Below are 13216 nucleotides of genomic sequence, written 5' to 3'. Positions count from 1 at the left end.
TTTTGAGACAGCTTCTTCTTATTATTCGTATCGAAGATTATTGGCCGGGTTCATCCGCGCTATCTTATTGGTCTGCAAGTAGATCGCCACAAAGCCAATCAGTGAAAGCGAGATTATTCCCAAAATGATTTCCATTATGCCCATTCCGGTACTGTAGCGAATCAGGAAGTACAAGAAGAACTTGTCGTAAAACAAATGGGAGAGAGGTATCACCAATACTACTGCCCATAAAATGAGTTTGACAAAATCCTTAGCTAGCAAGTAGTAGAGTGTAGAATTCGATGCTCCCATAATTTTGCGTACAGCTATTTCTTTGGTGCGGTTTTCGGTGGTGTAAGATACCATTCCCAAAAGTCCTAAAATGGAGATGGTGATCGCCATAGCGCTAAGGAAACTGAAAAACTTCATTTGTACTTCCAGGAAGTAATAGGCTTTTTCAATTTCCTCATCCAGAAAATGAGCTTCAAAAGGAATGTTTTGGTCCATGTCTTCCCAAATGAGTTGAAGTGCATTCAGTGTTCCCTGCAGGTTGCTGGATTGAATAGTCAATAAAGCTATCGAAGATTCTTCCAGGGATCTTCTAAATACTGCTGGCTTGATATTCGTATTCAGTGGTTCATAGTTGAAGTCCTTCAGGATGCCAACTACCCTGCAGTTAGTGCCATCAGCCATTTGGAACCTGAGAGAATCATCTTTTACATTAAATACGGACTGTGCCTGTAGGAAGCGCTCATTAACCACGACCAATTCTTCGTTTTGGTTAGAGTTTTTCATTTCGGCCTCATCACCCCAAATGAAAGGCATGTTCATTTGCTTCAAATATTCATCTCCTATAAAGATTTCATTCACATCCAGGGTATCCACATGATTCGGTATAACCTGTGTTTGACGGTTCACCATTACTCCAGGTAGTTGCGAGGATGTGGTGATGGAATTTACATCCGGATGTTTGCTGAGTTCATTCAATGCTATCTGATGATCTACGCGCTCTATTGGAATAGCCAGGATGTTGGACGCATTGAAGTTGTCACTTGAAGTCATCGCATGGCTGTATTGTCTGCCAATGGTAAATACGCCAATCATGAAAAACATGGATAGGAAAAACTGAAAGACAAACAAACCTCTTTTAAAACCAGAGACACTGGATCGGCCATTTTTGATTTCACCCTTAAGCGTATTGATCGGGCTGAGCTTAGAAAAAAACTGAGCTGGAAAAGCACCAGTAATCAAACCAACGATGAGTGTAAATACAACAAACACTATGATCTGCGTAGGACCCATTTCTGTATCCAGTACCTCTGCAGCACGAACCATGGATAGAAATTCTGCCTTCACAGGTATGTAGATGGCTATAGAAAGGATTACCGCCAGAAAAGTAAGGATAATTGTTTCGATGATAAACTGCGCCTTGATTTGATTTTTCTCCGCACCCACTACTTTTCGAATGCCTATTTCCTTCACGCGTTTAAGTGCTCGGGCTATCGTTAAGTTGGTGTAGTTGAAGATGGCAGGCAGCAGTATCAATACACCGATTGATAAGAAGAAAATCATGGAAGGTTGATCCCAGCCAATGCCTATAGCGTTACTTACATTCCAGCGAGGTACTACTTTGTCCAGACGAATACTGCTGAGGGTGATTTCTTTGTTTTCGTGAAAGTTTGCCACTTTTGTTGCCGTTTGGGCTAATGCATCATCTAGTTGTGATGCTGAAGCATTTTCATTTAGCAGCACGTAGACATAGTTGTTTCTATAGTTGGTCCAGTCATTACTAAGTGATTGATCTTGCTGTGCATTTTCAAGCGTACTATAAGACGCCAGCGCTTCAAAGAACAAGTGCGTTTGTTTGAGGTTTTGCATTACTCCAGTTATGGTCAATATCCCATTGTCCGTTTCTAGTTCCTGACCTATAGGGTCTTGATCTGGAAAAAGCTTTTCGGCTATTTTTTGTGTGATGACCAGGCTGTTAGGTTGCTCAAGAGCTGTTATTGGGTTTCCTGATATCATTTGAAAATCAAAGAATTGGAAGAACTCCTTTCCCGCGAAATAGCCATCGAGTTCCAGTTCATTGCCTTTTTGCTGAATAGTAGGATGAAAGCTGGTTTGCATCTTCAGCACTTTATCTACAAAGGGATAAGTGCTCTTGATTTCATCTCCCATTGCATAGTAAGTAGACGCGTAGTTTTTACTGTCTTCCTCTGTGGTAATGCTGGTGTTGATCTGAAAAATTCGATCCTTCAATGCGTGTTGTTCATCGGATTGATAGATGGCAACTGCAATGGATAAAGCCAGAAGGCAAATGGTCATTCCCAACGCTAACCCGATAAGGTTGAGTGTGGTGAAGAGCTTGTGCTTCGAGAAATTTCGAACCGCAATTTTGACATAATTCTTAAACATTGGTATTGAGTTTTTGTGATGAATTGATCGGGACGAAGCATGCGATTTTCTCCGCCTTAGCGCATAGGAGAATAGCAATCTGAGCACTTGCCATGAGTAGTGGATCTGTGCTTTGCTTTTTCCTTTTTCGTTTGCTTCTATGAAAAATAGTTCATCCAGGTCACCAAGTATGTCCTCCAGATCAGCAGCACCGCCAACCCATTGTAAGAGTTGCCGAAGCCTCTTAGGTGGCTGATGATGAGTGCTCACTGACCAGACAGTTTAAGGTCTGCATTTTGCCACAGTTCATCACGGAGCGATTTCATGTTGGCAAGAGCCTGTACAGCATCAGAAGTGAGTTTGAAGTAGCGCTTACGACGACCGCCACGCTCTTTGGTGGGTTCACCAAAGTCCGAGTCGATATAGCCTTTGTCTTCCAGTCGAGTAAGTGTGGAATGCAGCGCGCCAAGACTCAACTTTCTATTAGTCCTTTGTGAAATGTCGTTGAGAATGGCCACACCATAAGCTTCATCTCTTAGGTTGGCGATAGTTAGCAATACGAGCTCTTCAAACTCTCCTAGATATCCTTTCATGATATATTTCTATTTTTCATACCATATCAATACGGTAATATTAATTAATATGTTTCTATTTTTAATACAATATATTTTGAAAGAGGTCTGGAGCTCCTTCATAGAGCTCCAGGTGCCTTTTTTTGATCTAATCTTTACAATATTTCAGTGCTTCCATCAGCATGAGCGCGGTAGGTTTGGCCATTTTTTACGATCAACCCTTGTGAGTTCACAGAAGGCCAAATGTTTCGGTAGTCTTTTGGGTGCTTGATGTCAATGGCGATTACCCGTCCATTGTATAGCGTGGTAACTTCTTTTTGAAGAGTATGTCCCACCACAACAGCCTTAGCTCCAAACTTTTCCAACGGTTTATCTACGTCAGCCTGAGATAAGTCTTCATTGAAGTAGCCTCTGTACCAGCAAATTCCTTTCTGATCACTTAAAATCAACCTTTCAGCTCCTTCATTTGGTTGACGGTAGTAGACTTGATAGTAATTCTTCCTGTAGATGGAATTGATTTGTTCCAAAGTTATATTGGAGTTGCCCAGGTCAGGATGTAATCCTCCATGCACAAAGAGATATCCGTTGATGCGTTCGGCTACATTCTTACTTGAAAGCCATCTGCCTATGAAAGAGTTGGTATCGTATAAGTGATGGTGCAGTTTGCCCATGATGGCAGCTGCTGCAAAGTATCGGTCGGCAGTATAGCCATACATTCCTTGCAAGTTTTTAAGTTCATGATTTCCGATAATGAAGTGCACATGACCACCTTGCTCTTTTGCATCTTGCTCCATTTTATAGATAAACCAAAGCACTTGTGTCACGGACCATCCACGATCCACAAAATCTCCAACTAAAACGAGATGTCCTTTTCCAAACGTCCAATTGAGGTGCTTGTCGATCACTTTATTGGCTATTAGAAAATCTCTGAATGTTTGGTATCCTCCTTCTATATCCGAGATTGCCAGTATGGGTTCATTATCTTCATAGTAGGTTGGTGGAATGGTTATTTGATGGTTGATGGTGAATTGAAACTGGGAAGAATCCAATGGGAAAAAGCATGATGCAGTTATTCCATCATCCGTTGAGTATGTTTCTACTTGATCCTTGAAGCCTTTCTCTTTATCACCATAGATGTAATGAACTGTTGCGATGCTATCGTTTAGGTAGAAAACATACGGGCCTTCCTGGTTGAGGTTTTTACGTGCCGGGTGATCTCCGTATTTAAAAGCTGCACCTTGTAGAATGACTGTAATCACAAAGCCAATACAGATAATCAATGCGGTTACTCCAATGTGTAGTAGGTATCTTAATACGCGTTTTTTCATTTCGATGTTGATTTGATTGTGATTCGAAACTAGATCGGGTTGATGGAGTGGGAAATTTTATGTGATGAACGTGATGGTATGAATGACATACTGTTAGGTTTGCATGATTAGCAGCGTTGATCACACTTTCCAATAGGTTCATCACGTGACATGGTTAGTTGATCACTAATATTTCTCTAGTTTAGATACCGGAGTTATTCTTGTTTCATGAAATCTATACTCAATCCCATATTTCTTAAGAGGTTCTTTATTGGAGGGCTCATATTGATGGCTATACCATTTGTAATCATTTCTTACAAAGTGATTAAGTCTGGTGGAGAATCAGTGGTCATTGATATTGGCGGGATGTGGGCATACATGATCTACCTCTTTTATGTGGTGCTGGCTTTTGCTCTAAGTGCTATAGCGGTAGGATGGATGTATCAACGTGTTTTAGCACTCCTTAATATTAGAAGTGCTAAGATGAAAGTGGAGTTGATGCATCTTCAAAACCAAGTCAATCCACATTTCTTTTTCAATGTACTGAATAATCTGTATGGTTTGATAGATAAGGATTCGACCAAAGCCAAGGAAATGATCGTTAGCTTATCGGAGATGATGCGGTATAGTATATATGAAGGTCAAAATGAGCAGGTTCCACTCGAAAAAGACCTTGCATTTTTGGAGCAGGTTATTCAACTAAATCAAATGAGATATCACAAAAAAGTGGATGTTCAGTTTGATAAAAACCTTTCAGCGGAAGACATCAAAATCACACCACTTCTTTTGGTGATATTGGTGGAAAACGCCTTCAAACATGGGGTGGAGCGCTTGACTAAGGATGCTTACGTATATATTAAAGTAGAGAGCAGTGCTGATGAATTAATATTTTCGATTTCTAATAATTTTGATCCGGAGGAGCAAACAACCACTAACGGAGTAGGATTGGCTAACTTGAAGCGTAGGCTGGAATTGGTATATGCTAAAAAACACCACCTGGATATACAAAAGACTGAAAGTGAATACAATGCGGTGTTAACACTAAAACTGAAATGATCAAATACCTAATAGTAGATGATGAGCCGATAGCTCATGACATCATAGAAGGCTATTGTGAAATGTTGCCCAACTTGAAAAAAGTGGATGACTGCTATGATGCATTGGAGGCCTTACAGGTATTACAAAGCAAGTCAGTTGATTTAGTATTTCTAGACCTGAACATGCCAAAACTTCGAGGTTTTGATATGCTGAGGACATTGAAAAACCCTCCAAAGGTTATTGTCACGACAGCATATCAGGAGTATGCTTTAGAGGGGTTTGAGTTGGACGTGGTAGACTATTTACTCAAGCCATTTGATTTTGGAAGATTCCTTAAAGCTATCAACAAAGTCACCAATTTCACTTCCAAACCCAACACCTCTACAGAAGCTGGATCACGAAGAATTTTCGTAAAAAGCGACAAGAAACATCTACAAATAAATGTGGACGAGGTACTGTTGTTAGAAGCGGCTGGTAACTATACTACTTTGGTGCTGGAAACCGAAAAAATTATGGTGCGAGAGAAGATATCAGAATTGATGCAAACATTAGATTCAGATACTTTTATACAGGTACATAAGTCCTATGTGATCTCAGTCCCTCACATCAGCAGTATTGAAGGGAATAGAATCATGATCGCTGATCATGTTGTGCCGGTTGGTCAGACTTTTAGAAACGTTTTGACTGAGTTGATAAAGCGTTAGTCATTTCCCGCCAATTATCTTGTAATCCTGGCCAAACAACTGGAAAGAATGGTTCCTGATCTTTTTTGATCTCATTCATATATTGAAATGCTTCAAATTAGCATAGTAACATAATTGATCAACCAATATATTCAGGAAATATGCTTTTTGAATCTCTAGATTATCCGAACTTTCGTGCATTTGTTAGACTAATTCGAATACGTTTTAATGGACAAAGAAGACCAGATGCTGCTTCGAAAAAACGATTGATTTCTTTAGCTAATCATCATGGTATCAGCAGAGATGAAGCGCAATTGGTTCTGGATTTGTGTTTGGACTAGGCTAAATAACTCAATCAGCTAATTGACATCCAGATAATTTGCTTATTTTCATTTTTGAGAATAATCATTTGATCAAAGAATGTATTTTGTTAGCTCCAGTATTTATCATAAGGCCACAAACCTCGCATTGAGCGAAGGGATGCCGTCTTCCTCGTTAAATGCTCATCATTCTTCTGTAGAGCTACAGCAAAATGCAAAGTACATCCCAATTGACTTGTTGTTTGATGTCTATGAATTAGGAGATCACAGGGCCGGTGCTTCATTTTCAGTGAAGCAAGGCAAACAGCTTGTATGTGATGATTATGGCACGCTAGGACTATCATGGAAAACTTGTTGGTTAGCCAAAGAAGTGATTGATCGTTTGGAGCGATTCATGGTTTTGGTAACTGATTATGGTAGTCTGCAAATCGAAGAGGTTAACGGCATAACAAAAATCAATTTATTTCGAGATGCCAGTCGCCGAGGAGTAGAGATTTCCAATGAAGTCTCTTTTGTCATGATTGTCAACGTGCTTCAGGAAGTTACCGGTAAGGACATTACACCTGTTAGAGTGGATTTCAAACACTTCTGTAGTGATACATCTCAATTTCAGGACTTTTTCCAGTGTCCTGTCAATTTTGCACAACCCATCTATTCCCTGCAATTCAAGACCAATGATCTGAATGTTCAAACGATCAAAGCAGATAAAAGTATCAATGCTTATTTGGAGGAGCGAATGGCAGAAGAAAAGCGAGGAATACATTCCAATGCAGATCAGCTGCTTAAGGAAGTGCATCAATTGATTGCTGAATCCCTTCCGAGTGGTATTCCAAGTATTATCCAGGTAAGTGAGTATCTGGGCATGAGTGCACGGACACTTAAGCGTAGGTTGTCTGATAAAGGACATACTTTTCGTGATTATGTTCAGAATATTCAGCAGGAAGTTGCTTCTTCACTCATCAGAAACAGTTCGCAATCCATGGCCGAGATCGCATTCCAAACAGGATTTTCAGAGCAAAGTGCATTTAATAGAGCCTTTAAGCGATGGACTGGTCAATCTCCTTTAGATTATCAAAAGCAACAGCGTAGTTAACAATCCTCTATTTCTGCACTGAAATATGGCTTTGGCCTGAAGTGTCAATTCATTGGCACAAACTGTCAAGTATTCGGTTTTGAGCTAATTCAATTTTACATCTCATTCAAACCAAGAAAGTAAAATGAAAGCTCAAAACAAATTGGTCTTAACCTTCAGTCTCTTTCTCTCCATAGTGAGGCTGACTGCCCAGGAGCAAGTCACTATTGGTGGCTATGTGCGGGACGAAAGCAACGGAGAAGCATTGATTGGCGCTACGGTCTATGTCAATGAAATTTCTAACGGTACCATCACAAACGTGTATGGGTATTATGCAATCACTTTACCCAAAGGTGAATACAGCATTTCTTATCGATATGTAGGGTATGAAGCCAAGAGTCATACAGTCGAATTACAATCGAATAGTCAGTTTGATGTGGAACTCAGTATGATGAGTGAACAATTGGAAGCAGTTGTTATCGCTAGTAAGGCAGAGGATGCCAACGTATCCACCACGGAAATGAGTACGGTCTCTTTGGACATTCAATCGATCAAAAGTATGCCTGCTTTTGCAGGTGAAGTAGACGTGATCAAGAGCATACAAATGCTGCCGGGAGTCACTTCCGTAGGAGAAGGAGCACCTGGCTTTAATGTGAGAGGAGGGACTGTAGGACAAAATCTGGTTTTGTTGGATGAAGCTCCGGTATATCAGTCGTCACATATGTTTGGCTTTTTCTCCGTTTTCAATCCAGATGCGGTGAAGGATGTGAAGCTTTACAAAGGAGGTATTCCAGCTAAATATGGTGGTCGATTATCTTCCGTTCTTGATATCCGAATGAAAGAGGGGAATAATAAGAGGTACGAGGTAAATGGAGGTATTGGTACAGTATTTAGCCGTTTATCTGTGGAAGGTCCATTGAAAAAGGATAAGGCTTCTTTTATCCTGGCTGCCAGACGCTCGTATGCAGACGTGTTTGCAAAGGCTTTAACCGATATGCTGGAAGATGGTGGGTTATACTTCTATGATCTTACAGCAAAAGTCAACCTCAATATCAATGAGAAGAATCGAGTATTTGCATCGGGTTACTGGGGGCGTGATGTCTTTGATTTTGGAGAAACCACGGGTTTTGACTGGGGAAATAGAACGGCTACCCTTCGTTGGAACAATCTGATAAGTCAGAATCTGTTTAGCAATTATAGTTTGTATTACAGCTTATATGATTACGGGTTTAGTTTTGGTGATTCACGAGATAGTTTTGATTGGAAATCCAGTATTGAGACCTTCAACTTCAAACCGGAATATGCCTGGAGTATCAATCCTACGAATGAATTGACTTTCGGTGGAGAAGCGATCCTTTATGGTTTTAAACCAGCTGTGGCTGAAGTGATCAATGGAGGAGTAACCACGGAGATTGATTTAGGAGAGAAACGAGCATTGGAATCATCTGTTTACGCATCTAATTCGCAGGATTTTGGATCCAAACTCTCTGTGGAATATGGGATGAGGTGGAGTCAATTCATGCGTTTGGGAGGATTTCGATACCATTACGGAGATACCGTAGCAGGTATAGAAAAGCCTTTGATCGCCATACAAAAAGTGGTAGATGGAAAAGCGAGTGATTATACCAATAATTTGGAACCGCGCTTCAGTGCCAAATATCAATTGAGTACGAACTCATCAGTAAAGGCCAGCTATAATCGGACCATTCAATACTTGCATCAGATCTCTAACATCAATGTCTCTACACCAACTGATATTTGGTATCCGAGTAACAATAATGTACTTCCTCAGAAAGGACAGCAAGTCGCACTTGGCTATTTTAAAAATATAGATGGAAATGCCTGGGAAGCGTCTTTAGAAGGATATTACAAATGGACGAGCAATCAAGTGGATTACATTGATGGAGCGGATTTGTTTGTCAATGAATATCTGGATGCACAGTTACTGTCAGGAATAGGTAGAAGCTACGGATTGGAATTTTATCTGCGTAAGAATACAGGTCGACTGACAGGATGGGTGAGCTATACATTGGGGAAATCAGAGATCAAAGTAGATGGGATCAATTACGGATCCGATTTAGTCAACCGAACTGGAAAGTGGTATGCAACCAGTTTTGATCAACGACATAATTTGAAAGTTGCTGCGTTTTATGACCTTTCAGATAAGTATTCCTTGTCAACTAACTTCAGTTTCATGTCGGGGACACCAGCAACATTCCCTACGGATCGAATGACTGTCAATGGCTATGTGATTCCTTACATCAAAGGAGGAAGTAGAAATAACTTCCGAGCTCCTGATTATCACCGACTGGATCTTTCTGTAACCATCAAACAATTGGGGAAACCCAACAAAAAGAAGTCAATCAATGACCAACTGGTAGTATCTGTTTACAATGTTTATGCTCGTGAAAATCCGTTTAGTATCTACTTTTCACAAGGTACGGAAAGACAAGGTGCTACCAATGTTGAAACCACAGCGAAGCAAATGTCCATGTTAGGAACGTTGATTCCTGCTATCAGCTACAATTTCAAATTTTAATCATTTCTTAAATCACATTTTAAATTCTAAGCAAATGAAAAAGTTCATTCATTTAACACTATTGGTGTGTCTAATGGCCTGTGAAAGCACCATTTATCCGGAGCTAGATGCTCCTGCTGAAATCATCGTAGTGGATGCCTGGTTAAAACATGATCAACCTGATCAGTTCATTTATATCACAAGATCTCAAGGGTATTTTGATCAGACGGAGCCTGAAATGGTTTCAGGAGCTGTAGTGACGATTAAAGACCTAACATCTAGTAAGCAATACATCTTCCTGGAGTCAGAAAAAGGGTATGTCTTTTCCAGTGAATCGGTTTTTGGGGAGATCGGACATGATTATTTACTAACTGTGCAGGTCGCAGGAGAGCTCTTTGAATCTAGAACACATTTAGGAGAAGTTCCTCCAGTTGATTCGGTAGTTTTTAGTTACAATCCGGAGGATTATAACATTCTAAGTGAGTATTTCTCCGCTGAGTTTTACGCACAGGATTTAGTGGGAGCAGGAGATACCTACTGGATCAAAGCCTGGAAGAATGGGGTGTTGCTCAATAAACCATCTGAAATCAATATTGCCTACGATGCTGGGTTTGGAGCTGGACAAGAAGTGGATGGAGTGGTGTTTCATAAAACCATCAGAAAGGACTATATCAACCCATTGGTAGAGCGTGAAGATCGAGCGAACTATTACTTGCCACCTTATGATATTGGAGATTCGGTTTATGTGGAGATTCATTCCATAGATCCTGCTGCATATGATTACTTGTCAGCCGTCAAGACTCAGACAGATAGACCTGGTGGATTCTCAGAATTGTTTGCGGTTCCGCTGGCAAATGTCTCCACCAATATCTATACCACAAACCCAAACTCTAATACTGCCGTAGCGGGTTTTTTCAACGTGTCGGCCGTGGCAGGAGGAGGAAAAAGGCTCACGGCAGAGGAGGCTAATCAATTATCAAATCAATAAAACTCAAAATAAAATGACAATGAAATCTATAGCTAAAGAAGCTCGACTGACTGGGGTAATGTACCTCGCAGTGATTGTTTGTGCAGGGTTTAGTCAGGGCTATGTTCGGGCTAACCTGTATTTGCCGGGTGATGCGGTCACTACTGCAACCAATATTCTCGAAAATGAAGGACTATTTCGATTAGGATTGGTGGCTGATTTGATGGCATTCATTCTTGATGCTGTCATATCGGTCATGTTCTACAAGCTGCTGAAACCGTTCGGAAAAACGCTGGCCTTAGTATCTTCTTCACTTCGTTTGGTGGCACACCCAGCTATTGGTGCTTTGAACTTACTCAATCATTACATGGCATATCAGGTACTGGGAAGTGCCGATTTAGTTACTGCGTTTGATTTTAGCCAGCTGCAAACCTTAAGCCTTTGGTTTATGGACGCCCATCGGTATGGCTACTTGATCGCAGGTGGATTTTTCGGTGTTCATTGCGCACTGCTAGGCGTGTTATTGATTCGGTCTGAGATGACCCCTCGCTTTTTCGGGTGGTTTATGATGGTTGCGGCTGGAGGCTATCTAATGGAAACTTTTGGAGACTTTTTATACCCTGGAAATGAGCAATGGCTGGCTTGGGTTGTTGGTTTGTCAGCCGCACTGGGAGAGGTAGAGTTAGCATTATTCTTAATCATAAAAGGAGCCAGAAAAAGCTTTGTAGAGAATCAAAAACATCAAGAAGTATGAAGGCAGTAGTCTATGAAAAATATGGATTTCCAGATATTTTGGAATTGAAAGAACTGCCACGTCCAGAGCCTGGTTCGGATCAAGTGCTTATCAAAGTATTGGCAGCTTCAGTTAATAAAGCAGATTGGCACTTGTTGACAGGTGACCCTTTTCCTGTTCGCTTGATGGCAGGATTGACAAAGCCTAAAAATAAAGTACTTGGAGCAGATGTAGTGGGAGTAGTAGAGCGTATTGGTAGTAATGTTACTCAGTTTAAAATTGGGGATGAAGTGTATGGAGATTTGTCCGGCACTGGGTTTGGTGCGTTTGCCGAGTACGCACTAACTAATGAAAATCAATTGGCTCAAAAACCTTCCAATCTTACCTATGAACAAACAGCAGCACTGCCTATGGCAGCCATCACTGCTTTGCAGGGTTTGCGTGACAAAGGGAAAATTAGAGAAGATGACGAGGTTCTGATTAATGGCGCATCAGGCGGAGTTGGTGGGTTTGCCATTCAGGTAGCGAAAGCCTTCGGTGCACAGGTAACAGCAGTGTGTAGTACGGATAAGATGTGTGCTGCTTCGGAGCAAGGTGCAGACCTGGTAATTGATTACAAACGAGTGGATTTTATCAAAGGAGATAAGCAGTATGATTTGGTGTTTGATGTGATAGGAAATCATGGCATATCAGATCTAAGCAAGATATTGAAACCTAAGGGGAGATATGTGACGTGTGCTTTTTCTATGAGTCTTGCATTATTAGGGCCATGGTATAAAGTCCGTCAAGGAAAACAATTCATCAACTTGATGGCAAGTAATTCTTCATCTGATCTAAAAACCATAGCGAGACTTGCGGAAGAAGGTTGTATTACACCTAGAATTCAGCGAGTATATACACTAGATGATGTGCCAGAGGCACTTCAGTATATGGCAAATGGAGGAATGGAAGGAAAGCTGGTTGTAACCATCTAACCAAACTGTGGTAGCTGCTCTTTTTGAGAGTGGCTACTTATTTAGATGTTTGCGGATTGCTTTGATTGTGTTGATCGGAGTATCTACAGCTCCAGAGTTGGCCAACCAACCTGGAATGGACCCTCCGGGATCTGCAAGTAATTGATAGGTGACTTTCGTTTGATGATCACTTTCTTTTTCAAGCAACCAATAGCCTTTGATGAATTGGATTCTGACATAGTCATCATCCTCTGGACCGAAATTGGGTAAAGCAGTGATGTTTATTTTCATGCCATTTGGCTCAGGAATGTATTCAAATTGTGTGTACGCATCTCTGTCTTGCAGAGGAAAAGGTACACCAGATATGGTATAGTGAATCTGGATGTCGTTGGTGCGTTCCATCAATTTGGATTCTTCACAGTTGGGTGACCAATCACTCATGTGATCGGCATCTTTAAAAACAGCTAAGAGTTTTTCCAATGGAGCATCAATTGTCCCAACACCCTTAAATTCATCAAAATCTGATACGGAGGACGGTCTGGTAAATACCTGTATGCCATCAGATTCTTTTTTAAGCTTCCACTCGTTTGCTTGTAAAGGAGCTATAAGTCCAGCTCCAATCGTTAGTAGTATGCCAAAAAGTGAATTTATCATAGCGGTTACATTATATGAATTCGATA

11 protein-coding genes are annotated in these 13216 nt (G+C 40.9%); 7 read left to right on the top strand and 4 right to left on the bottom strand.

Features of this window, described 5'->3' with window-relative positions:
• Positions 1-21: 21 nt before the first annotated feature.
• The 3 genes from NXS00_RS25490 to NXS00_RS25480 all read right to left on the bottom strand — a co-directional run bounded on the left by NXS00_RS25490 (position 22) and on the right by NXS00_RS25480 (position 4273).
• Entirely contained in the window at positions 22-2643 is a 2622-nt protein-coding gene (locus NXS00_RS25490) for an ABC transporter permease (RefSeq protein WP_258102123.1), read from the bottom strand.
• Positions 2640-2966, bottom strand: a complete 327-nt coding sequence (locus NXS00_RS25485) for a PadR family transcriptional regulator (RefSeq protein WP_308709883.1) — start codon at positions 2964-2966, stop codon at positions 2640-2642. Before NXS00_RS25485 ends, NXS00_RS25490 begins: the two co-directional genes overlap by 4 nt.
• A 134-nt stretch (positions 2967-3100) precedes the next feature.
• Positions 3101-4273: a metallophosphoesterase gene (locus NXS00_RS25480; protein ID WP_258102122.1), complete on the bottom strand. Its 1173-nt coding sequence runs from the start codon at positions 4271-4273 to the stop codon at positions 3101-3103.
• 207 nt (positions 4274-4480) lie between these two features.
• Between NXS00_RS25480 and NXS00_RS25475 the strand changes: the two genes are divergently transcribed.
• From NXS00_RS25475 to NXS00_RS25445, 7 genes are all read left to right on the top strand, one after another.
• A complete protein-coding gene (locus tag NXS00_RS25475; RefSeq protein WP_258102121.1) occupies positions 4481-5308 on the top strand; it encodes a sensor histidine kinase in 828 nt (275 codons plus the stop codon).
• Entirely contained in the window at positions 5305-5994 is a 690-nt protein-coding gene (locus NXS00_RS25470) for a LytR/AlgR family response regulator transcription factor (RefSeq protein ID WP_258102120.1), read from the top strand. Before NXS00_RS25475 ends, NXS00_RS25470 begins: the two co-directional genes overlap by 4 nt.
• A 399-nt stretch (positions 5995-6393) precedes the next feature.
• A complete protein-coding gene (locus NXS00_RS25465) occupies positions 6394-7386 on the top strand; it encodes an AraC family transcriptional regulator (protein ID WP_258102119.1) in 993 nt (330 codons plus the stop codon).
• 124 nt (positions 7387-7510) lie between these two features.
• Positions 7511-9904, top strand: a complete 2394-nt coding sequence (locus NXS00_RS25460) for a TonB-dependent receptor (RefSeq protein ID WP_258102118.1) — start codon at positions 7511-7513, stop codon at positions 9902-9904.
• Positions 9905-9938: 34 nt separating this feature from the next.
• Complete coding sequence (locus NXS00_RS25455; RefSeq protein ID WP_258102117.1) at positions 9939-10871, top strand: DUF4249 family protein; 933 nt, start codon at positions 9939-9941, stop codon at positions 10869-10871.
• A gap of 19 nt (positions 10872-10890) precedes the next feature.
• Entirely contained in the window at positions 10891-11604 is a 714-nt protein-coding gene (locus NXS00_RS25450; protein ID WP_258102116.1) for a DUF4386 domain-containing protein, read from the top strand.
• Positions 11601-12557, top strand: coding sequence for an NAD(P)-dependent alcohol dehydrogenase (locus tag NXS00_RS25445; protein ID WP_258102115.1), 957 nt, complete (start codon positions 11601-11603; stop codon positions 12555-12557). The genes NXS00_RS25450 and NXS00_RS25445 overlap by 4 nt, the downstream gene beginning before the upstream one ends.
• A gap of 33 nt (positions 12558-12590) precedes the next feature.
• Here the strand turns inward: NXS00_RS25445 and NXS00_RS25440 are convergent, their stop codons facing one another.
• Positions 12591-13190, bottom strand: a complete 600-nt coding sequence (locus NXS00_RS25440) for an START domain-containing protein (RefSeq protein WP_258102114.1) — start codon at positions 13188-13190, stop codon at positions 12591-12593.
• Positions 13191-13216 lie beyond the last annotated feature (26 nt).

The organism is Marinoscillum pacificum, from assembly GCF_024714495.1.
Lineage (GTDB): Bacteria > Bacteroidota > Bacteroidia > Cytophagales > Cyclobacteriaceae > Marinoscillum > Marinoscillum pacificum.
The sequence above is the reverse complement of the archived record's forward strand: the minus strand, read 5'-3'. Positions and strand labels throughout refer to the sequence as shown.